Source organism: Metabacillus sp. SLBN-84, assembly GCF_053629595.1.
The window spans coordinates 73,384-96,137 of the sequence record NZ_JBRJIP010000001.1; the positions used below are offsets into that span (position 1 = coordinate 73,384).

13 protein-coding genes, 3 tRNA genes, 3 rRNA genes and 1 other annotated feature are annotated in these 22,754 nt (G+C 47.3%); of the genes, 2 read left to right on the top strand and 17 right to left on the bottom strand.

The window, feature by feature from the left end:
* Positions 1–121: 121 nt before the first annotated feature.
* On the top strand, positions 122–1,138 hold the full coding sequence (locus tag RKD52_RS00405) for a hypothetical protein (protein ID WP_454098227.1): 1,017 nt from the start codon (positions 122–124) through the stop codon (positions 1,136–1,138).
* Positions 1,139–1,262: 124 nt separating this feature from the next.
* Here RKD52_RS00405 and RKD52_RS00410 read toward each other — a convergent pair.
* From RKD52_RS00410 to guaB, 6 genes are all read right to left on the bottom strand, one after another.
* A tRNA-Ser gene (locus tag RKD52_RS00410) sits at positions 1,263–1,355 on the bottom strand.
* A gap of 120 nt (positions 1,356–1,475) precedes the next feature.
* On the bottom strand, positions 1,476–2,753 hold the full coding sequence (gene serS, locus RKD52_RS00415; RefSeq protein WP_454098228.1) for a serine--tRNA ligase: 1,278 nt from the start codon (positions 2,751–2,753) through the stop codon (positions 1,476–1,478).
* Positions 2,754–2,804: 51 nt separating this feature from the next.
* Positions 2,805–3,025, bottom strand: a binding site (T-box leader).
* Positions 3,026–3,077: 52 nt separating this feature from the next.
* Positions 3,078–3,668, bottom strand: a complete 591-nt coding sequence (gene pdxT, locus RKD52_RS00420; RefSeq protein ID WP_369736184.1) for a pyridoxal 5'-phosphate synthase glutaminase subunit PdxT — start codon at positions 3,666–3,668, stop codon at positions 3,078–3,080.
* A 21-nt stretch (positions 3,669–3,689) separates the two neighbouring features.
* Entirely contained in the window at positions 3,690–4,574 is an 885-nt protein-coding gene (gene pdxS, locus RKD52_RS00425) for a pyridoxal 5'-phosphate synthase lyase subunit PdxS (protein ID WP_029566299.1), read from the bottom strand.
* Between the two features lie 189 nt (positions 4,575–4,763).
* Positions 4,764–6,119, bottom strand: coding sequence for a serine hydrolase (locus RKD52_RS00430; protein WP_454098229.1), 1,356 nt, complete (start codon positions 6,117–6,119; stop codon positions 4,764–4,766).
* Between the two features lie 171 nt (positions 6,120–6,290).
* Positions 6,291–7,757, bottom strand: coding sequence for an IMP dehydrogenase (guaB, locus tag RKD52_RS00435; RefSeq protein WP_454101111.1), 1,467 nt, complete (start codon positions 7,755–7,757; stop codon positions 6,291–6,293).
* 114 nt (positions 7,758–7,871) lie between these two features.
* Between guaB and RKD52_RS00440 the strand changes: the two genes are divergently transcribed.
* A complete protein-coding gene (locus RKD52_RS00440; RefSeq protein WP_454098230.1) occupies positions 7,872–8,834 on the top strand; it encodes a YaaC family protein in 963 nt (320 codons plus the stop codon).
* A 450-nt stretch (positions 8,835–9,284) separates the two neighbouring features.
* On the opposite strand, the gene rrf is transcribed toward RKD52_RS00440, so the two are convergent.
* From rrf to remB, 11 genes are all read right to left on the bottom strand, one after another.
* Positions 9,285–9,400: ribosomal RNA gene (rrf, locus tag RKD52_RS00445) — 5S ribosomal RNA — on the bottom strand.
* 90 nt (positions 9,401–9,490) lie between these two features.
* Positions 9,491–12,421: ribosomal RNA gene (locus RKD52_RS00450) — 23S ribosomal RNA — on the bottom strand.
* 119 nt (positions 12,422–12,540) lie between these two features.
* Positions 12,541–12,616: transfer RNA gene (locus RKD52_RS00455), tRNA-Ala, on the bottom strand.
* Positions 12,617–12,628: 12 nt separating this feature from the next.
* Positions 12,629–12,705: transfer RNA gene (locus tag RKD52_RS00460), tRNA-Ile, on the bottom strand.
* Between the two features lie 151 nt (positions 12,706–12,856).
* Positions 12,857–14,394, bottom strand: a 16S ribosomal RNA gene (locus RKD52_RS00465).
* Together the 16S, 23S and 5S rRNA genes with 2 tRNA genes alongside form the textbook arrangement of a ribosomal RNA operon.
* 265 nt (positions 14,395–14,659) lie before the next feature.
* Entirely contained in the window at positions 14,660–15,709 is a 1,050-nt protein-coding gene (locus RKD52_RS00470; RefSeq protein WP_454098231.1) for an HD-GYP domain-containing protein, read from the bottom strand.
* A 106-nt stretch (positions 15,710–15,815) separates the two neighbouring features.
* Positions 15,816–18,335 (bottom strand): DNA gyrase subunit A, encoded by a 2,520-nt coding sequence (gene gyrA / locus RKD52_RS00475; protein WP_454098232.1) that lies wholly within the window; start codon positions 18,333–18,335, stop codon positions 15,816–15,818.
* A gap of 285 nt (positions 18,336–18,620) precedes the next feature.
* Positions 18,621–19,994, bottom strand: coding sequence for a copper amine oxidase (locus tag RKD52_RS00480; RefSeq protein ID WP_454098233.1), 1,374 nt, complete (start codon positions 19,992–19,994; stop codon positions 18,621–18,623).
* 127 nt (positions 19,995–20,121) lie between these two features.
* Positions 20,122–20,376 (bottom strand): spore coat protein, encoded by a 255-nt coding sequence (locus RKD52_RS00485; RefSeq protein ID WP_203289294.1) that lies wholly within the window; start codon positions 20,374–20,376, stop codon positions 20,122–20,124.
* A gap of 136 nt (positions 20,377–20,512) precedes the next feature.
* Positions 20,513–22,435, bottom strand: coding sequence for a DNA topoisomerase (ATP-hydrolyzing) subunit B (gene gyrB, locus RKD52_RS00490; protein WP_454098234.1), 1,923 nt, complete (start codon positions 22,433–22,435; stop codon positions 20,513–20,515).
* Between the two features lie 56 nt (positions 22,436–22,491).
* Entirely contained in the window at positions 22,492–22,746 is a 255-nt protein-coding gene (gene remB / locus RKD52_RS00495) for an extracellular matrix regulator RemB (protein WP_454098235.1), read from the bottom strand.
* Positions 22,747–22,754 lie beyond the last annotated feature (8 nt).

Below are 22,754 nucleotides of genomic sequence, written 5' to 3' on the forward strand. Positions count from 1 at the left end.
AAGGCTTTTTTTGTTGCCGAATTACAGGCAAAAAACCAACTGCTCCTCACTCCGGCACTTGTGCGATACAGGTGAATATCTTAATAGACGAATGCTGGTATTTAAAAAGGAGAAGCGAGACATGGGAAAGGTAAACTTTAATAAATCCGTAAAATCCGGGCATAGAATGGATCAATTCCAAGAAAAGGACCAGACCGGGCACACCCAGGATCAGTCTCAGACAGCTATGCAAAATCCGTTTCTTGAAGGAACTGAACAGGACCTGCAGCAAAATGCCAATCAAAATCCTATTTTAAATCCTAATCAGGAGCAAACGCTTGAAAGTCAGACTCAGCGGCAGCGCCATGGAGATCAGACTCAGGGAGCACAAACAATAGGAGGGCACACCAATCATTCTCCTCTGACTAACAACCAGACCATCACAACTGATGTCAGCGGTGTTACGGTAAATGTGACTTGCTGCTGCGAAAAGGAGAAAAAACCTTTGAAAGAATACTGCGAGAAGGGCTGTACATGCAAAGATTGCAAAGAAAAGAGAGACTGTGGATACTCGGGCAGTAAAAAAGAGGAAAAATGCAATGATGACTGCGACTGCTGCACAAGAGATCTGGCTGCACTGCTTGAAAGCCTGAGGGTCTTTCAAACTACAGCAGAAGATACTACCGGTATTGATATTTATCTGACTGGTTCCCCATCGCTGGTCAATCCCTTTAGAGATCAGATTATCACAAGTGTAAACGAATGCGGAGCTTTTACATTCCGGGGACTGGGTCAACTTGCCCCCCGGCCAAATACGACCGTTCAGATTTGTAAAACAGCAGGAGTCAGTGCTGCTGCCGGCAGCCCTGAGTTCAGCTTCCTGCAGAGCGCGGGGGCGGCATGCCTGAATTCTTTGGACAGGAAAAAGAGAACGTGCTGCGGGTGCTGTGCAGAAAACATAGCAGAAGACCTTTTATTTGCCTCAAGATTTGGTTTGAATGTCAGCTTGCTCGTTGACGGTCTGACGGGTCTTAATAACCTGGTCGTTTTAAACGTGTGCGGCTGTCTTGCATTCTTTACAACAGTCAGTATTATCGGAGTGCCATCGGAGATTTATGCTTTTAGTGTGTGTTCCATTACAGGATTTACTGTTCTTTGATAGCGAACCCGCCTAAACTCTGAACAAAACATTGAATAGATACAAAAAGACCGCTGCAAAAGCAGCGGCCTTCAATTCAATCTCCAATTATTATGCGCGTAATAACCGGAATTTATATTTAAAATGGAGGAGGTAGAGGGATTCGAACCCCCGCGGGGTTTGACCCCCCTGTCGGTTTTCAAGACCGATCCCTTCAGCCAGACTTGGGTATACCTCCGTACTGACAAGAATTAATATATCATATAGAAAATATGCCTGTCAACGTTTCTAAAAAACTTTTTTCGAAAAAAATCAGAGGGCCAAAACGGCTGTTTGGGCCCTCCAGTATAACAAACCATTATCTTGATAGAACTTCTCTGTTACCCATGTATGGACGCAGAACTTCAGGGATGATGACTGTCCCGTCTTCCTGCTGGTAATTTTCAAGAATCGCTGCAACCGTGCGTCCGATGGCAAGTCCTGAACCGTTCAGTGTGTGAACAAACTCAGGTTTTCCTTTAGGCTCGCGTCTGAAGCGGATGCCTGCACGGCGTGCCTGGAACGCTTCAAAGTTACTGCAAGAAGAAATTTCGCGGTATGTTTCCTGGCTCGGAATCCATACTTCGATGTCGTATTTTTTCGCAGCCGTAAATCCGAGATCAGCTGTGCACATTCTCAGAACGCGGTACGGAAGTCCAAGAAGCTGCAGAACCTTTTCAGCGTGTCCTGTCAGTTTTTCAAGCTCATCGTAAGAGTCTTCCGGTTTTACGAATTTCACAAGCTCTACTTTGTTAAATTGATGCTGGCGGATCAGACCTCTTGTATCTCTTCCCGCAGAACCTGCTTCAGAACGGAAGCAAGAGCTGAACGCTGCATAGTTGATCGGCAGCTGATCGACAGACATGATTTCTTCGCGGTGCATGTTCGTAACCGGTACCTCAGCAGTCGGGATCAGAAAGTACTCCTCGTCTGCAATTTTGAATGCATCTTCCTCAAACTTCGGAAGCTGTCCTGTACCCGTCATGCTCGCTCTGTTGACGATGTACGGAGGAAGAACTTCCGTATAGCCGTGCTCATCAATATGAAGATCAAGCATGAAGCTGATCAGCGCACGCTCAAGACGGGCACCAAGACCTTTGTAAAAAACAAAGCGGCTTCCTGTTACTTTTCCTGCACGCTCAAAATCAAGGATTCCCAAATGGTCGGCTACATCCCAGTGAGGCTTCGGCTCGTATGCAAATGACGGAACTTCGCCCCACTCGCGGTGAAGAATGTTATCATCCTCCGTTTCACCGACCGGCACACTTTCGTGGGGAATGTTCGGGATAGACAGCATCAGGTTTTCAAGCTCAGCTTCTACTTGTCTGAGCTCTTCATCCATTTCCTTCACCTTGTCGCCAACTTCACGCATCTCTTTAATCAGGTGATCGGCATCCTGCTTTTCGCGCTTCATGACGGCAATTTGGCCGGAAACCTCGTTGCGTTTGCTTTTATAAACCTCAACCTCAGAAATCAGATCACGGCGTTTTTGGTCAAGCTCTTCAAATTTGGCAAAGTCGCCTAAATCTTCTCCGCGATGAGAGAGCTTTTCTTTTACCTCTTCAAAATTAGCCCGCAAGTATTTAATATCCAGCATCCTAAACACTCCTTTATCTTTTTTTTGCAAATAAAAAACTCCCGTCCCTGGTAAAGGGACGGAAGTTGTATCCGCGTTGCCACCCTAATTGAAGGCAGAATCCTGCGCCTTCCTCTTAGCAGGATAACGGCCTGTTCCGGACATATCTAGTCTCCGAAGATTTCAATACATCATTCAAGGATGGATTCACAAGGCTCTCACACCGGTTCGCACCTGCCACCGGCTCTCTTTGGAAAGAAACACTTGCTACTGGTTCCTGTCATCACGTTGTGCTTATTTAAGTAATTCATAATTTACTACAAGTTTGATACGGTTGCAAGGGTTTTATACGCTTAATTTTTCTTTTGCCTGTTCCGCCATGCGGACAAAAAGACCTGTCATCCTGTGATCATCCGTTAATTCCGGATGGAAGGAGCAGCCAAGGAACTGGCCCTGTCTTGCAGCGACAATGCGTCCATCGTGTTTAGAAAGGATCTCAACGTCTTCTCCAACCTCCACAATATGAGGGGCTCTGATGAAAACCCCGGTGAAGTCTTCTGCTACATCCGTGATGTTAAGCTCCGCTTCAAAACTGTCGCGCTGACGCCCGAAGGAATTCCGTTCGACGGTTACATCCATGACACCAAGATGGCCTTCTTCATATCCGACAATGTTTTTCGCAAGAAGAATCAGGCCTGCACACGTTCCGAACATCGGTTTTCCTTGTGCAGCAAACGTTTTTAAGGGACCCATGAACCCGTATTTATCAATCAGGCGTCGCATCGTCGTGCTTTCACCGCCCGGAATAATCAGACCGTCAAGCTCATCAAGCTGCTCAGTCCGTTTGACAACGATCCCTTCAGCTCCGCTTTCCTCAATGGAGCGGATGTGCTCTCTGACGGCACCCTGAAGGCCAAGTACACCAATTTTAAGCATGACTCTTCTACTCCTTTGTGATTACCAGCCGCGCTCCTGCATTCTGTTTTCAGGAAGCAGTGTTGAGATCTCGATGCCTTTCATTGCCGTTCCAAGACCTTTAGAAAGGCTTGCAATCAACTCATAATCTTCAAAATGAGTTGTTGCTTCAACAATCGCACGTGCAAATTTAGCAGGATTTTCTGACTTGAAGATACCAGATCCGACAAATACTCCGTCAGCACCAAGCTGCATCATTAGAGCAGCATCTGCAGGTGTTGCCACTCCGCCTGCTGCAAAGTTAACTACCGGAAGGCGTCCTTCATGTTTAATTTGAAGAAGAAGCTCATAAGGCGCACCTAACAGCTTCGCTTCTGTCATCAGCTCGTCTGTGCTCATGCTTGCGATTCTGCGTACTTGTCCATTTACTTTGCGCATGTGGCGGACAGCCTCAACAATGTTGCCTGTTCCCGGCTCGCCTTTTGTGCGGAGCATAGAAGCTCCTTCTGCAATACGTCTTGTCGCTTCGCCTAAATCACGGCATCCGCAGACAAACGGTACAGTGAAGTCGCGCTTGTTCAAGTGATATTCTTCATCAGCAGGAGTCAATACTTCACTCTCATCGATATAATCAACACCCATAGCTTCTAATACGCGTGCTTCTACAATATGTCCGATGCGCGCTTTTGCCATAACAGGAATGGATACTGCTCCCATAACCGCCTCAACAATTGTCGGATCTGCCATGCGGGCAACTCCGCCTGCTGCGCGGATGTCCGCAGGAACGCGCTCAAGCGCCATAACGGCAACTGCGCCTGCTTCCTCTGCAATTTTAGCCTGTTCAGCGTTCACAACATCCATGATGACGCCGCCTTTTTGCATTTCTGCCATGCCGCGCTTTACGCGGTCAGTACCTGTATTGTTCATTCTATATCCCCCTCGTAATAGATAAAAATTGATCTAGCACATATAGCTTATTCTAAACTAAGTTATCAAAAAATCCTATCAAAATTAACGGAATAATAGTAACATTTCAAACAAACGGCTGTCATATTTCCTTTAAAAGAAATTATTGTAAAAAAAGAGATTTGCCCGATTTGAGCAAATCTCTTTCCTTTAAAACCAGCCAGTTACGGTATCTGTCACTGTGCCCCATAATCCTGCAAAGAATCCTCCGATTCCTCTCATGGAAAGGACAAACCAGTTCGCTTTCTCAACGCTGCTCTTTGTGACAAGGTCAACGCTTGCTTCGCTTTTTTCTTCAAGGAAACCAAAATCCTGGCCTTCACCGCTGTATTGAACGGTCATAGAGCCGATCTTTTCGCCTTTTTTCACCGGCGCCTGGACTTCATTTTCAGCATTAACTTTCTTCTCATCAAAAACGTAGCTTGGCTTGTACGCATTTTTTTCGCCGTTTTTAACAACTAGAGACAACGGCTCATTTGTTGCAACAGCCACTTCTTTTTCTTTTCCTTTCACAACAGAAAGGTTTGATTTGTCTTTGATTTGATAGTTTTCAGGATATACTTCTTCCATCTTGAAGTTATTGTACGCATAATCAATCATCTTTTTTGTTTCTTTAAAGCGCGGAGTGTGAAGTCCGTCGCTGCCCTGTGCATTTAAAACAACCGTAATGACACGCATGTCATTTCGTTCAGCTGTAGCAGTGAAAGATGAACCTGCAGATTTCGTGGAACCCGTTTTCAGGCCGTCAACGCCTTCTGTTTCAAAAAGAAGGCCTTCAAGCATCCAGTTCCAGTTATCCATTTTAATCGCATCATCTGTTCCTTCTCTGAAGGTTTTTCTTGGAATGCTTGCTGTTTCAAGCACTTCCGGATAGTCATTAATGAGTTTTTGTGAAAGAAGAGCCATGTCGCGTGCTGACATTTTGTTTTCAGCATCTGCACTCGTTCCTTCAGGATGCTGTCCAATCAGGTCTCCATTATCAAGACCAGTTGAGTTTACAAATTCATAGTTTTTAAGACCAAGATCTTTCGCTTTTTCATTCATCAATTTAACAAAATTCGATTCAGATCCTGCTACAATTTCAGCAAGACCGATCGCTGCACCGTTTGCAGAGTAAATGCTCATTGCTTCAAAGAGTTCTTTTACATTGTATGTACCGTCTTTTCGCAATGGAACATTTGAGAGGCTGCGGTTTTGGGAGATGCTGTAAACATAGTCACTCGGTGTATAGGTTTGATCCCACTTGATTTTCCCTTCGTTTACAGCTTCAAGAACAAGGTATTCTGTCATGATTTTTGCCATACTTGCGATCGGCAGAAGCTCATCGGCATTTTTGCCGTACAGGATCTTTCCTGTAGATGCCTCTACTAAAATGGCTCCTTTTGCATTTACTCCAACTGGATCGTTCTCTGCCGCTTTTGCTCCTGTACCCGGCAATACTGCAGTCACTGCCAGAACAGCCGCAAGAAAAACAGACAGCAGGCATTTTACTTTCATGTTGCTCAACTTCATAACCTCCACCGTTTTTTATCTATTTTTTTATTCAATAATTGACCTTATTTACAAACAACAAAGTCGATTTTATCACACTATGATTAAAAAAAATAGACAGAGTCTGAGACTCTGTCCTAAAGATTGAACATTGTATTACATTTCAGGTCAAACGGCCTAAAAATCTTATGATAACGAGTAGTTAGGTGATTCTTTTGTAATCTGAACATCATGCGGGTGGCTTTCGCGGAGACCTGCGCCGGTCATGCGGACAAACTGGGTGTTTTCGCGAAGCTCTTCAAGATTGGCTGTTCCGCAGTAGCCCATGCCTGAGCGGATGCCCCCGACAAGCTGATAAATCGTATCTGAAAGAGGTCCTTTATAAGGCGTTCTGCCCTCAATGCCTTCCGGAACAAACTTCTTGTTGTCTTCCTGGAAGTAGCGGTCCTTGCTTCCTTTTTCCATGGCGCCGACAGACCCCATGCCGCGGTAGACTTTAAAGCGTCTGCCTTGGTAGATCTCTGTTTCGCCCGGGCTTTCAGATGTTCCTGCAAGAAGGCTTCCGAGCATAACAGCATGTCCGCCTGAAGCAAGTGCTTTTACGATGTCGCCTGAATATTTAATGCCGCCGTCTGCGATAATAGTAATGCCGAGGTTTCTTGCTTCTGTCGCACAGTCGTATACAGCCGTGATCTGAGGAACACCTACGCCTGCAACAACACGTGTTGTACAGATTGATCCAGGTCCGATTCCGACTTTTACAACATTCGCTCCGGCTTCAGCAAGAGCTCTTGTCGCTTCTGCAGTCGCCACGTTTCCGGCGATAATATTCAGTTCAGGGAACTCGCTTCTGATCGTTTTGACCATGTCGAGAACGCCTTTTGAATGACCGTGTGCCGTATCAACTACAATCGCATCAACATTGGCTTCAACAAGTTTTCTAACGCGGGTCATCGTATCTGACGTCACACCTACGGCTGCACCTACAAGAAGGCGGCCGTGTTCATCTTTTGCAGAGTTTGGGAACTCGATGACTTTTTCAATATCTTTAATCGTGATTAATCCTTTTAAAACACCTTCATCATCAACAAGAGGAAGTTTTTCGATTTTGTGTTTTTGAAGAATGCTCTCTGCATCCTTTAACGTTGTTCCGACAGCTGCCGTTACAAGGTTATCTTTTGTCATAACCTCTGAGATCTTGATGGAGAAATCCTGAATAAAACGCATATCCCGGTTTGTAATGATGCCGACTAGCTTTTGCTCGTCTTCATTGTTGACGACAGGAACACCTGAAATGCGGTATTTTCCCATCAAATGCTCCGCATCATATACCTGGTGGTCAGGAGTTAAAAAGAATGGGTTTGTAATAACACCCCGTTCAGAACGCTTTACCTTATCAACCTGTTCTGCCTGCTGCTCAATGGACATGTTTTTGTGGATAATGCCCATGCCGCCCTGTCTTGCCATCGAAATCGCAAGCTGAGCTTCCGTCACCGTATCCATGCCTGCACTGATAATCGGAACATTAAGCTTAAGAGTCGGTGTTAAGCTGACACTTAAATCTACATCCCTTGGCAGTACTTCAGATTTAGCCGGAACAAGCAATACATCGTCAAACGTCAAACCTTCTTTAACAAATTTACTTTCCCACATCATGAAATCCCCCTCTTTACGGCAAAATATTATTAGTAGATTAACAACTTGCCTAGCCACTGTCAAGAACAGGTAAAAGAGTTTAAAAATTTCGACAATAAGGAGGTCTGCAAAGTGACTGCAGCAAACGCGTGGAATCAGCTTAAATCCTACCAAACAACAGAAACGGTCCAAAAATTCCTGGAAAAATGTTATCAAAAATCCAGCCAGTCACTGCCGGCAGAACTCTCTTATCAAAACAGCTACCCGTTTGTGTATCATCTGAAGCATGCAGAAAACTTTTATCTCTCAGCTGAAAACGCGTCACTGCCCGTAAAGCCCATGCTGCTTTTCTACGGTATGGCCCAGCTCATAAAGGCCTGCATCCTGACAAAAGATCCGGAATACCCTGCTGCATCCTCTGTCCTTGCACACGGAGTATCTTCTCGCAAACGCAAAAAACAGCACTACCGTTTTCTGCAGGACGAAGTGAAAATACAAAGGAACGGCCTGTTTGCCCATGCTGCCTCCCACCTTTACAGCCTTCAGCACGTGGAGAATGACAAGTACTCCATGCACGAGCTTTTGAAAAGAGTGCCAGAGCTCGGTGATCTGTTTAAAATGCATAAACAAAAAGACGTACATATCGAAATTCAGGTGAACGATCAACACATTCATCTTCCGAAAGATGCGGCAGTTTCCTTTCACATGACACCGGAGAGGATGACTGACTACTTGCAGCATCACTTTCAGCTTGATAAAGCCGGTGAGACAGATGAGGTTATCTCATTGCTTCTGCCGGGGTCTTTTAACGCTTTCAGCAGCCCGCCCTTCTTATATAACCAGCAGACGTACACGTACAGTTTGCCGGCATCGCTGAATGATCTGGCCGGTCTGCCTGAGTTTCTTGCGCACTATCTCCTGCTGTACAATCTCAGCATGATCTCAAGATATGAAACAGAGTGGTGGTACGAACTGATGCTCAGCCATTCCCAGGATGACTATGTCTTCATCGTCCGTTTCCTTGAAGCCACAAAGGATAAAATCCCACGGATGGCACTGACCTTTTTGAATCAGATGCGGGAGCAGAGTATGTAGGGGTATGTTCCAAGCTGCTTGGTTACCCTCAGATATCGTTTTACAGTTTGGAGGGTACGATTGCAGGCTTTGCATATACTCTAATATCGTTTTACGGTTTTGCAGGGTAAGATTCGGGCGGTTGCTTACCCTCGGATATCGATTTACGGTTTTACAGGGTACGATTCGAGACTTTGCTTACCCTCTAATATCGATTTACGGTTTTACAGGGTACGATTCGAGACTTTGCTTACCCTCTAATATCGTTTTACAGTTTTACAGGGTACGATTCGGATGTTTGCTTACCCTTTGATATCGTTTTACGGTTTAGCAGGGTACGATTCAGGTGATTGATTACCATCACTCATTATTTCTGGCGCAAATAACCTTGCCCAGGTTAAATTTACCTACATCCTATTCTTTTCCGAACAACAAAAAAGAACAGCATCTCTGCTGTCCTCTTTTCTGCGTGCCTGGCAACGTCCTACTCTCACAGGGGGAAACCCCCAACTACCATCGGCGCTAAAGAGCTTAACTTCCGTGTTCGGCATGGGAACGGGTGTGACCTCTTTGCCATCATCACCAGACAATATGCAATTGGTTGAAAGAAGTTATTCTTTCAAAACTGAGTAACGTTTGATAACAAGATTCACGTGCAATTTACGCTTAGTTATACTGTGGTTAAGTCCTCGAACGATTAGTATCTGTCAGCTCCACACGTCACCGCGCTTCCACCTCAGACCTATCAACCTGATCATCTTTCAGGGTTCTTACTCACAAATGTGATGGGAAATCTCATCTTGAGGGGGGCTTCATGCTTAGATGCTTTCAGCACTTATCCCTTCCGCACATAGCTACCCAGCGATGCCTTTGGCAAGACAACTGGTACACCAGCGGTGCGTCCATCCCGGTCCTCTCGTACTAAGGACAGCTCCTCTCAAATTTCCTGCGCCCACGACGGATAGGGACCGAACTGTCTCACGACGTTCTGAACCCAGCTCGCGTACCGCTTTAATGGGCGAACAGCCCAACCCTTGGGACCGACTACAGCCCCAGGATGCGATGAGCCGACATCGAGGTGCCAAACCTCCCCGTCGATGTGGACTCTTGGGGGAGATAAGCCTGTTATCCCCGGGGTAGCTTTTATCCGTTGAGCGATGGCCCTTCCATGCGGAACCACCGGATCACTAAGCCCGACTTTCGTCCCTGCTCGACTTGTAGGTCTCGCAGTCAAGCTCCCTTGTGCCTTTACACTCTGCGAATGATTTCCAACCATTCTGAGGGAACCTTTGGGCGCCTCCGTTACATTTTAGGAGGCGACCGCCCCAGTCAAACTGCCCGCCTGACACTGTCTCCCAGCCCGGTAAGGGCTGCGGGTTAGAATTTCAATACAGCAAGGGTAGTATCCCACCAATGCCTCCACCGAAGCTGGCGCTCCGGTTTCCAAGGCTCCTACCTATCCTGTACAAGCTGTACCAAAATTCAATATCAGGCTGCAGTAAAGCTCCACGGGGTCTTTCCGTCCTGTCGCGGGTAACCTGCATCTTCACAGGTACTATAATTTCACCGAGTCTCTCGTTGAGACAGTGCCCAGATCGTTACGCCTTTCGTGCGGGTCGGAACTTACCCGACAAGGAATTTCGCTACCTTAGGACCGTTATAGTTACGGCCGCCGTTTACTGGGGCTTCGGTTCAAAGCTTCGCTTGCGCTAACCTCTCCCCTTAACCTTCCAGCACCGGGCAGGCGTCAGCCCCTATACTTCGCCTTGCGGCTTCGCAGAGACCTGTGTTTTTGCTAAACAGTCGCCTGGGCCTATTCACTGCGGCTTTTCAGGGCTATTCACCCTAAAAAGCACCCCTTCTCCCGAAGTTACGGGGTCATTTTGCCGAGTTCCTTAACGAGAGTTCTCTCGCTCACCTTAGGATTCTCTCCTCGCCTACCTGTGTCGGTTTGCGGTACGGGCACCTCTCACCTCGCTAGAGGCTTTTCTTGGCAGTGTGGAATCAGGAACTTCGGTACTAAATTTCCCTCGCCATCACAGCTCAGCCTTATATGGGAAGCGGATTTGCCTACTTCCCGGCCTAACTGCTTGGACGCGCATATCCAACAGCGCGCTTGCCCTATCCTCCTGCGTCCCCCCATTGCTCAAATGGTGAGGAGGTGGTACAGGAATATCAACCTGTTGTCCATCGCCTACGCCTTTCGGCCTCGGCTTAGGTCCCGACTAACCCTGAGCGGACGAGCCTTCCTCAGGAAACCTTAGGCATTCGGTGGAGGGGATTCTCACCCCTCTTTCGCTACTCATACCGGCATTCTCACTTCTAAGCGCTCCACCAGTCCTTCCGGTCTGGCTTCGACGCCCTTAGAACGCTCTCCTACCACTGTTCGTAAGAACAGTCCGCAGCTTCGGTGATACGTTTAGCCCCGGTACATTTTCGGCGCAGAGTCACTCGACCAGTGAGCTATTACGCACTCTTTAAATGGTGGCTGCTTCTAAGCCAACATCCTGGTTGTCTAAGCAACTCCACATCCTTTTCCACTTAACGTATACTTTGGGACCTTAGCTGGCGGTCTGGGCTGTTTCCCTCTTGACTACGGATCTTATCACTCGCAGTCTGACTCCCGAGGAGCAAGTCTTTGGCATTCGGAGTTTGACTGAATTCGGTAACCCGATGAGGGCCCCTAGTCCAATCAGTGCTCTACCTCCAAGACTCTCATACTCGAGGCTAGCCCTAAAGCTATTTCGGAGAGAACCAGCTATCTCCAAGTTCGATTGGAATTTCTCCGCTACCCACACCTCATCCCCGCACTTTTCAACGTGCGTGGGTTCGGGCCTCCATTCAGTGTTACCTGAACTTCACCCTGGACATGGGTAGATCACCTGGTTTCGGGTCTACGACCACGTACTAATTCGCCCTATTCAGACTCGCTTTCGCTGCGGCTCCGTCTCATCAACTTAACCTTGCACGGGATCGTAACTCGCCGGTTCATTCTACAAAAGGCACGCCATCACCCGTTAACGGGCTCTGACTACTTGTAAGCACACGGTTTCAGGATCTTTTCACTCCCCTTCCGGGGTGCTTTTCACCTTTCCCTCACGGTACTGGTTCACTATCGGTCACTAGGTAGTATTTAGCCTTGGGAGATGGTCCTCCCGGATTCCGACGGGATTTCACGTGTCCCGCCGTACTCAGGATCCACTCTGGAGGGAACGAAGTTTCGACTACAGGGTTTTTACCTTCTATGACAGGCCTTTCCAGGCCGCTTCATCTACCCCGTTCCTTTGTAACTCCGTATAGAGTGTCCTACAACCCCAAGAGGCAAGCCTCTTGGTTTGGGCTGATTCCGTTTCGCTCGCCGCTACTTGGGAAATCGCATTTGCTTTCTCTTCCTCCGGGTACTTAGATGTTTCAGTTCCCCGGGTCTGCCTTCAGTACCCTATGTATTCAGGTAAAGATACTGTTCCATTACGAACAGTGGGTTTCCCCATTCGGAAATCTCTGGATCAAAGCTTACTTACAGCTCCCCAAAGCATATCGGTGTTAGTCCCGTCCTTCATCGGCTCCTAGTGCCAAGGCATCCACCGTGCGCCCTTCATAACTTAACCAAAATTGGTCAATCGTTTGTTTAGACTGTAAAGTCTAAGAAAATCACTATGGTAAGCGTAAATCTCAGTGAATTACTTGTTATCAATTACGTTATCCAGTTTTCAAAGAACAACTTTCTTGGTGGAGCCTAGCGGGATCGAACCGCTGACCTCCTGCGTGCAAGGCAGGCGCTCTCCCAGCTGAGCTAAGGCCCCGTATTAAATAGATGGTGGGCCTAAATGGACTCGAACCATCGACCTCACGCTTATCAGGCGTGCGCTCTAACCAGCTGAGCTATAGGCCCATCTCATATAAGGATAAAAGAGACGATTGCGACGAACAAAAAAGCACGCGCATGACGTTCTCGCTTACTTGTAAAGTAAACTTCCTATTTAAATGGAGAACAAAGTTCTCTCAAAACTAAACAAAAACCAAAAGCGACCTCATATCCTTAGAAAGGAGGTGATCCAGCCGCACCTTCCGATACGGCTACCTTGTTACGACTTCACCCCAATCATCTACCCCACCTTAGGCGGCTGGCTCCTTGCGGTTACCCCACCGACTTCGGGTGTTGCAAACTCTCGTGGTGTGACGGGCGGTGTGTACAAGGCCCGGGAACGTATTCACCGCGGCATGCTGATCCGCGATTACTAGCGATTCCAGCTTCATGCAGGCGAGTTGCAGCCTGCAATCCGAACTGAGAATGGTTTTATGGGATTGGCTAAACCTCGCGGTCTCGCAGCCCTTTGTACCATCCATTGTAGCACGTGTGTAGCCCAGGTCATAAGGGGCATGATGATTTGACGTCATCCCCACCTTCCTCCGGTTTGTCACCGGCAGTCACCTTAGAGTGCCCAACTGAATGCTGGCAACTAAGATCAAGGGTTGCGCTCGTTGCGGGACTTAACCCAACATCTCACGACACGAGCTGACGACAACCATGCACCACCTGTCACTTTGTCCCCCGAAGGGGAACCTTCTATCTCTAGAAGTGGCAAAGGATGTCAAGACCTGGTAAGGTTCTTCGCGTTGCTTCGAATTAAACCACATGCTCCACCGCTTGTGCGGGCCCCCGTCAATTCCTTTGAGTTTCAGTCTTGCGACCGTACTCCCCAGGCGGAGTGCTTAATGCGTTAGCTGCAGCACTAAAGGGCGGAAACCCTCTAACACTTAGCACTCATCGTTTACGGCGTGGACTACCAGGGTATCTAATCCTGTTCGCTCCCCACGCTTTCGCGCCTCAGCGTCAGTTACAGACCAGAGAGTCGCCTTCGCCACTGGTGTTCCTCCACATCTCTACGCATTTCACCGCTACACGTGGAATTCCACTCTCCTCTTCTGCACTCAAGTTTCCCAGTTTCCAATGACCCTCCCCGGTTGAGCCGGGGGCTTTCACATCAGACTTAAGAAACCGCCTGCGCGCGCTTTACGCCCAATAATTCCGGACAACGCTTGCCACCTACGTATTACCGCGGCTGCTGGCACGTAGTTAGCCGTGGCTTTCTGGTCAGGTACCGTCAAGGCGCCGGCAGTTACTCCGGCACTTGTTCTTCCCTGACAACAGAGTTTTACGATCCGAAAACCTTCATCACTCACGCGGCGTTGCTCCGTCAGACTTTCGTCCATTGCGGAAGATTCCCTACTGCTGCCTCCCGTAGGAGTCTGGGCCGTGTCTCAGTCCCAGTGTGGCCGATCACCCTCTCAGGTCGGCTACGCATCGTTGCCTTGGTGAGCCATTACCTCACCAACTAGCTAATGCGCCGCGGGCCCATCTGTAAGTGACAGCCGAAACCGTCTTTGAATGTCAAACCATGCGGTTTGACATAGTATCCGGTATTAGCTCCGGTTTCCCGGAGTTATCCCAGTCTTACAGGCAGGTTGCCCACGTGTTACTCACCCGTCCGCCGCTGACCTCCGAAGAGGTCCGCTCGACTTGCATGTATTAGGCACGCCGCCAGCGTTCGTCCTGAGCCAGGATCAAACTCTCCGAAGAAAATTTGTGACTCATAAATGTTGCTGACTTAAAAAATTTAAAACGTTTGGTACGCTTTTGGTTTTGTTTAGTTTTCAAAGAACTTTTTGTGTCGTTTCATCTCGAAGCGACCTAATCAGTATATCACTCTAAAGCCCATTAAGTCAATAACATTTTGAAAATGTTTTTTTGCTAAACTCGCTTATGTAGTGGCTTTCTTACTGACTTTTAGAATTATATCAGCATTCTTTTAAATAAGCAATAAAAAAAGAGCAAAAAATTGCTCTTATAGTATTTCTTCTATATATAGCTGTCTGTATTCTTTTAGAGCAATCATTTCCCCGCTGTCCTGAAGCTTCACAAGAGGTCTTGCAGGCTGGTGATCTTCTATAAAGACAATTTCTGCTGTTCGCCCATCAGACAGCCTGACGATTGTCCCGCTGCTGAATGTCAGCAGTCCTTTTCTCAATGATTTAAGAGCTGAGAGGTCAAATCTGCCAAACTCATCTTCCATCAGCTGCTCTAGAACGTGAAATGGAGACTGGCGGTCTCTGTACGGCCTGCTGCTGACCATGGCCTGATAGGCGTGGGCAAGCGCTGCAATCCTCCCGTAAGGATGAAGCTGGTCTCCTTTAGTGCCGAGGGGATACCCGCTTCCGTCCATTCGTTCATGATGCTGCAGGACGCCGATTTTGACAGCTTCTTTTAAAGATACAATGTTTTTGAGCATTTTATAGCTGTGTACAGGATGCTGTTTGATTTCGTCAAATTCTTTTGCGGTCAGAGCTCTTTTTTTCTGAATAAACCCCTGATCAAGCTTAGTCAGTCCGCAGTCGCAAAGCAGTCCTGTCATTGCAATCTGAATCACGTCACCGTGCGGGAAGCCTGAAGATTTGGCGAGGCTTGCGCTAAGAAGCGCCGCTGATACAGATTGATGGTAGAGATAGTCTTCTTCTCCTGAATATCCGGTTGTTTTAAACACTTCTGACGGGTGTTGCAGGATATGTTCCACAGCAGGAATCAGAAGATTTCTAACCTTTGAGATGTCAACTGAAGCACCTGAATGCCAGTCCGCATACAGTTTTTTAAAGCCATTGACTGCAGCATGGTAGACAGTCCCAAACGAGGTAACAGACTTGTCCGCCGGAACGTTTTTGTCCTGCTCGGTCTCGCTGGATGATTCTATTTCTACTGTCTCTATTAAAAATGCATGCAAAACATCGATCAGTTCCCGTTTAAGGACAGTATGTTTCCGCATAAGCGGTTTACCCGATGCTGAAAGAACATCCTTCAGCAAGATGTTCCCCTCATTTATCTGATTGATATGGACCCTCACATGAATCCCTCCCAACCTGATTATAACCCAATCTTTTTAGAAGGATATGGATTTATTGAATAAAAAAGACAGAAAAAAAGTACAGCTTAAGCTGTACTTTTCCTCCTTATTCTTCAGTGCCTGATGGATCTTCCGGCGGTGCTTCAGATTCAGGATCCTGAATCTGTTCTTCTGTCAGATCCTCTTCAGGTTCCAGTTCTTCTTTTTCCACTACCGCTACTGTTGCAACGTGTTCTTCGCCACCAAGCTTAATCAGCTTGACGCCCTGTGTGTTTCGTCCCGTTGTCGAGATGCTGTCAATCGCCATCCGGATCAGAACGCCGCTTGCTGTAATCAGCATCAGGTCCTCTTCTCCTGTTGAAGGCTTAACAGATATGACAGTACCGTTCTTTTCGGTTACATTACATGTTTTAATCCCTTTTCCGCCACGGCTTTGCACGCGGTATTCAGCTGCAGGCGTCCGCTTGCCGAATCCGTTTCGCGTGACAGTCAGAACGTCTGCGTCCTCTTCCAGGATCTCCATGCCGACAACTTCGTCATCCGCATCAAGCGTAATGCCTTTTACACCTGTAGCCGTCCGGCCCATTGAGCGGACGTCTGTTTCAGGGAAGCGGATCAGCATTCCCTTTTTCGTTCCGATCATGATGTGTTTCGTTCCGTCCGTCAGCCTTACCGAAATCAGCTCATCTGCTTCGCGCAGATTGACAGCAATCAGGCCGCCTTTTCTGATGTTGGCAAATTGAGAAAGGGGAGACCGTTTTGAGATTCCTTCTTTCGTTGTGAAGAAGAGTGACCAGTCATCTGCAAATTCTGAAACAGGAATGATGGCATTGACCCATTCCCCTTTTTCAATCTCAAGCAGGTTAATGATCGGCAGACCTTTTGCCGTTCTTCCGTACTCAGGAATCTCGTAGCCTTTTGTACGGTAAACCTTTCCTTTGTTCGTGAAGAACAGAATCGTGTCATGGGTTGAGGTTGTGAGCAGATGTTCGACGAAATCATCTTCATTCGTGCCCATTCCCTGAATCCCCCGTCCGCCCCTTCTCTGGCTTCGGTATGTCGAGATTGGAAGTCTCTTGATATAGCCGTTGTGCGTCAGCGTGATCACGATGTTTTCAACAGGAATTAAGTCTTCGTCTTCAATCATTTCGATGCCGCCGGTTACAATCTCCGTACGGCGCACATCATTGAAGCGCTCCTTAATTTCTTCCAGCTCCTCGCGGATGATTTCAAGAACTTTCTCATCATCTGCAAGAATCGCCTTCAGTTCTGCGATCAGTTTAACAAGACTCTGGTATTCTTCTTCAATCTTTTCGCGCTCAAGTCCAGTTAAGCGCTGAAGACGCATATCAAGAATAGCCTGTGCCTGTTTTTCAGAAAGAGAGAAGTTGTCCATCAATCCCTGTTTAGCGATATCTGTTGTCTGCGAGGCACGGATAAGTGCGATCACTTCATCCAGATGATCAAGTGCAATCCGGAGACCTTCCAGGATATGCGCACGCGCTTCCGCTTTGCGCAGCTCAAAGGCTGTGCGGCGGCGGATAATCACCTTTTGATGGTCCAGATAATAGACAAGGAACTGCTTCAGGTTCAGAACCTGAGGCTGTCCTCCTACAAGGGCAAGCATGTTGATGCCGAAGCTTGTCTGAAGAGCCGTCTGTTTAAAAAGATTGTTCAAAAGGACATTTGAATTTGCATCTTTGCGGACTTCAATGACAATACGCATGCCGTTTCGGTCTGATTCGTCCCTTAAGTCAGTGATGCCTTCGATCTTTTTGTCGCGTACAAGCTCTGCAATTTTTTCGATCAGCTTCGCTTTGTTCACCTGATAAGGAAGCTCTTTAACGATAATGACTTCCTTGCCTGACGCTTTTTGTTCAATTTCAACTTTTGCTCTGATGGTGATCGATCCCCGGCCGGTCTCATACGCTTTGCGGATGCCGCTTCTGCCGATAATCTGTCCTGCAGTAGGGAAGTCCGGGCCCGGAATGATTTCCATAAGCTCCTGTATGCTCACTTCCGGATCTTTGCTGACAGCAAGCACCCCGTCGATGACTTCTCCAAGCTGATGAGGCGGAATGTTTGTCGCCATGCCGACAGCAATCCCCGCTGCTCCGTTTACCAGAAGATTAGGGAACCTTGAAGGAAGCACGACAGGTTCACGTTCAGACCCGTCATAGTTGTCCTGATAATCGATGGTGTCTTTGTTAATATCGCGGAGAAGCTCCATCGCGATCTTCGACATGCGGGCTTCTGTATAACGCATCGCTGCCGCACCGTCACCGTCAACTGAACCAAAGTTCCCGTGACCGTCGACAAGCATATAGCGGAAGTTGAAATCCTGCGCCATCCGGACCATAGAGTCGTAAACGGCGCTGTCGCCGTGCGGATGATACTTCCCGATTACTTCACCGACGATACGTGCAGACTTTTTGAACGGTTTGTCCGATGTCATGCCAAGGTCATTCATCGCGTAGAGAATCCGGCGGTGAACAGGCTTCAGGCCGTCACGAACGTCCGGAAGAGCGCGCGAAACGATAACGCTCATCGCATAATCGAGAAAAGAAGAACGCATCTCGTGACTGATATTAATCTCTTTCACGTTAGGTGTTTTGTTTTCTTCCATGAGTTGAACCTCCCTAATCTATCTAGCTCCATAAAAAACGGGAGTTAAAAGTTTTTGTAATGATGTTCATGCTGAAATATATAAGACCTTAAATATGTAAGTCTTTCCGATAATTGAATAATAGCCTACTCTCCATTATATCAATAAACCTATGACATTACACGTCAATTTCATAGAAATATCCCGAAAAACCGAATAATCCCTGCCTTTTCGGCAGGGATCACAGTTCTTTTACTCTTATTTTTCAAATAAGGCGGACCTTGCTTAAAACTTCCGCTCCAGCCCTTAGTTTTTCACTGATTTTTTGCGTGCAATCATTGCGATCGCTGCAGAGGCTAAGATAAATCCGAATACAGCCCACATAATGACGCTGCTGTTTGACTGGCTCATGCCGCCCATGCCTGTTTTCGGCATGTCAGAAGGCTTTTGCCCTTCAAACTTTTCAGGGAATTGATCCGTAATGGCGCCTGACAGGGCCTGGCCTACTCCGAACATGTGCGAATACGCAACATGGATATTTTCATAGGCTGCAGGATAGTCTTTTCCTGTGTAGCTGTTAAATGCGGCAAGAAGCTGGTCAACATGCTCTTTGAGACCCGCCTCGAGGTCGGCCGCTTTCAGTCTGCCTTCTGTTGCAGCGTCAAGGAATGCCGCCTGTTCTGCACGGTAAGCATCAAGCTCCGCTACCGCTTCTTCCTTACCCGCTTCATTGTTTTCGGCAGTTGCTGTCACATAGTCAACAAAGTAGCCGATGTGGCTGCTCCAGATTTCTTTAAACTGTGCAGCTCCTTCAGCACCGTAGACAGATTCAACAGCCGCTGTCAGATCATCTGTGTTTTCGTTCAGTGCTGCCGCCGCCGCATCAAAGTCTTTTGCTCCGTCAATTCCTTTTTGCATTGTCAATGCCGCAAGTGCTGCATGTTCAGAAAATACTTGATTCAAATTTGCGCGCAAGTCAGCAGCAGGTGTGTCAGGAGATGTATTTTCAAATTTCTCAGGGAACTGGTCAGTGATGGCCCATGAAAGACCTTTGCCCACTCCAAACATATGGTGCATAGATTCTGTTACATCATCATATGCTTTATCATACTCGCCCGCTCTGTAGCTTTCAAAAGCCCCGATCAGCTGGTCAACGTGAACTTTAAGACCTGCTTCAAGATCTGCTGCTTTCAGGCGGCCTTCTGTTGCTGTATCGAGAAACTTCGCTTGTTCTGCACGGTATTCGTCAAGTTCAGCAAGTGCCTGTTTTCTGCCTTCTTCATTGTTTTCAGCTGTTGCCGTTACATAGTCCACGAAATAGCCGATGTGGCTGCTCCAAATCTCTTTGAATTGATTTCCGGCTTCTTCACCATAAACAGATCCGACAGCTGCCGATAAATCTTCTGTATTCTTATTAAGCTGTCCCGCAGCCGCTTCAAAATCTTCCTTGCCGTCAATGCCTTTTTGCATCGCAACAACCGCTAAGTATGCATGCTCTGAGAGGATTGCATCAAGGGATGCCCGAAGATCAATCGCAGGGTTTGAAACCTCTGCTGATGCCATGCCGCTGTGGCTTCCGCCGTGGCTGCCTCCGTGATCTTCTGCGTTCACTGTTCCAAAAGCCGGAATCAGCAGGGAAAAACTGAGCGGTACAGCAATCAGTGCTTTTTTCATCTTCATGTTATTCTCTCCTTTTATTTATGTTTATTTGACGTTTACATCATGACTAACGGAGAGAATTTAAGCATGGATCATTTATTTTTTTAAAAAATTAAAAAACATCCTGCCCGGATGTTTTTTAAAGAACTTAATAATACGGATAGTACGGGTACGGCGGATAATATGGATAAGGATATCCGTAGCCGTAGCCCGGCGACAGCAGCGCTCCTGTCGCAAGACCGCCGACAAACCCTGTTGCAAACGGAAAGCCGAAGCCCGGTCTCCCGAACCCGAATCCAGGTCTTCCAAATCCGAAGCCTGGTCTTCCAAAGCCAAAGCCCGGTCTCCCGAAGCCTCCTCCAAATCCGAATGGACGCCTCATGTCATATTGCTGATTATTCATTTTCACGCCTCCTGCTTAGATAAGTTGCCTACTTTCTTTACAAAGATATGCAGGGACATGTGAAATGTAGTGGGCTATGACGGAATTTCAGACAAAAAGAAAAGGCAAAGCCGGGATCCGGTTTGCCTTTTTGAACTTAGATATCAAGGTTTTTAACATACTGGGCGTTGCCTTCAATAAAGTTCCGGCGGGGTTCGACTTTGTCGCCCATCAGAATATCAAAGGTTTCATCTGCTTCCATCGCATCTTCAAGGGTAACCTGAAGGAATGTCCGCGTGTTCGGATCCATTGTTGTCTCCCAAAGCTGCTCAGGATTCATCTCACCAAGACCTTTGTAGCGCTGAATTCCAGGCTTAGGAGTTGCAGGCAGTTCTGCCATAAGCTTCTCCATCTCTCTGTCATTGTACGCATATTCAATCCGTTTTCCCTGCTGCACCTTGTAAAGAGGCGGCTGGGCAATGTAGACATATCCGCTTTCGATGATCTGTCTCATGTAGCGGTAGAAAAACGTCAGAAGCAGTGTGCGGATATGGGCTCCGTCAACGTCTGCATCTGTCATAATAATGATTTTATGGTAGCGTGCTTTTGAAAGATCAAAGTCTTCCGCAATTCCTGTTCCAAGAGCCGTAATAATAGTCCGGATCTCATTGTTGGAAAGGATTTTATCAAGACGCGCTTTTTCTACGTTGATGATTTTTCCTCTAAGCGGCAGAATCGCCTGGAAATGACGGTCGCGCCCCTGTTTTGCAGAACCGCCGGCAGAGTCACCCTCAACGACGTAGAGTTCTGAGATAGACGGGTCTTTAGACGAACAGTCGGCAAGTTTCCCAGGCAGGTTGGAGATCTCAAGCGCACTTTTACGGCGCGTCAGCTCGCGAGCTTTTTTGGCTGCAAGACGCGCTCTTGATGCCATAACCCCTTTTTCAACAATTTTCTTTGCTGTTGAAGGATTTTCAAGCAGGAACTTTTCAAACGCATCTGCAAAGACATTATCCGTTACAGTCCGCGTTTCTGAGTTGCCGAGCTTCGTCTTCGTCTGGCCCTCAAACTGCGGGTCCGGATGTTTAACAGAAATAATGGCTGTCAAACCTTCGCGCACATCATCACCTGTAAGGTTGGCATCATTGTCTTTAAAAGCGCCGCTTTTGCGGGCATAGTCATTGATGACGCGTGTAAGAGCCGTTTTGAATCCGGCTTCATGCGTTCCGCCTTCATAAGTGTGAATATTGTTGGCGAACGAATAAATGTTGCTTGTATAGGAATCATTGTACTGAAGGGCAACCTCGACTGTAATGCCGTCCTTTTCGCCTTCCATGTAGACAGGCTCTTCATGGATGACTTCTCTTGTGCGGTTTAAATGCTCAACATAGGATTTAATGCCGCCTTCGTACAGATATTCTTTTTTGCGTTTCGTTTCACGTTTGTCTTCAATTGTGATTTTAATATTTCGGTTTAAGAAGGCAAGCTCTCTTAAACGGTTTGCAAGCGTGTCAAAATCATATTCTGTCGTCTCCGTGAAAATTTCCGGATCCGGGACAAAATGAGTGGTTGTTCCGGTTACTTCTGTTTCGCCGATCACTGCCAGGTCAGCAGCAGGCACACCGCGCTCAAACTTCTGATAATGAATTTTGCCGTCGCGGTAAACAGTGACTTCAAGATACGTAGACAGGGCATTTACGACAGATGCACCTACGCCGTGAAGACCGCCTGACACCTTGTATCCGCCGCCGCCGAATTTTCCTCCGGCATGAAGCACCGTCATAATCACTTCAACCGCAGGACGTCCCATTTTTTCATGGATTCCAACCGGAATTCCGCGGCCGTTGTCTTTTACGGTAATGCTGTTGTCTTCTTCAACGATAATATTAATCTCATCGCAGTAGCCTGCAAGAGCTTCATCGATACTGTTATCGACAATCTCCCAGACCAGATGGTGGAGACCTTTCACCGCAGTTGAGCCAATATACATTCCGGGACGTTTCCGGACAGCCTCTAAGCCTTCTAGTACTTGTATCTGGTTTTCATCATATGATTGCTGTTCCATTTGTTTTTGTTCCATCGCCACTATGATCACCTACACTTTTCTTAAGGGCTTATAGATTGGGTTCAGAACGTTCATTCTGCCGTCTCTATGTCAAATGAGAATTTTGCACGTTTTTTCAGCGTGCCTGAAGCAAGAGGAGAAAAATAAACCTTGTCTGTCGTCACAACAATCGACTTTGTTTCGCCATTTGCTAGCTTTACCGGCTGATTCTGCTGCTTTTCCAAAAATTCACTGACAATTCCGGACGTCTTTGACGATTGATGATCAATAATCATGACGACTTCCTTTGAAGGAATCACGAAATTGTCTCCCAAGTGGATATACATGAAAAACC

Coding starts and splice junctions, on each gene's coding strand:
- RKD52_RS00405 (WP_454098227.1), top strand. CDS start 122: ATGGGAAAGGTAAACTTTAATAAATCCGTAAAATCCGGGCATAGAATG.
- serS (WP_454098228.1), bottom strand. CDS start 2,753: ATGCTGGATATTAAATACTTGCGGGCTAATTTTGAAGAGGTAAAAGAA.
- pdxT (WP_369736184.1), bottom strand. CDS start 3,668: ATGCTTAAAATTGGTGTACTTGGCCTTCAGGGTGCCGTCAGAGAGCAC.
- pdxS (WP_029566299.1), bottom strand. CDS start 4,574: ATGAACAATACAGGTACTGACCGCGTAAAGCGCGGCATGGCAGAAATG.
- guaB (WP_454101111.1), bottom strand. CDS start 7,757: ATGTGGGAAAGTAAATTTGTTAAAGAAGGTTTGACGTTTGACGATGTA.
- gyrA (WP_454098232.1), bottom strand. CDS start 18,335: ATGGAAGAAAACAAAACACCTAACGTGAAAGAGATTAATATCAGTCAC.
- RKD52_RS00480 (WP_454098233.1), bottom strand. CDS start 19,994: ATGAAGATGAAAAAAGCACTGATTGCTGTACCGCTCAGTTTTTCCCTG.
- RKD52_RS00485 (WP_203289294.1), bottom strand. CDS start 20,376: ATGAATAATCAGCAATATGACATGAGGCGTCCATTCGGATTTGGAGGA.
- gyrB (WP_454098234.1), bottom strand. CDS start 22,435: ATGGAACAAAAACAAATGGAACAGCAATCATATGATGAAAACCAGATA.
- remB (WP_454098235.1), bottom strand. CDS start 22,746: ATGTATATCCACTTGGGAGACAATTTCGTGATTCCTTCAAAGGAAGTC.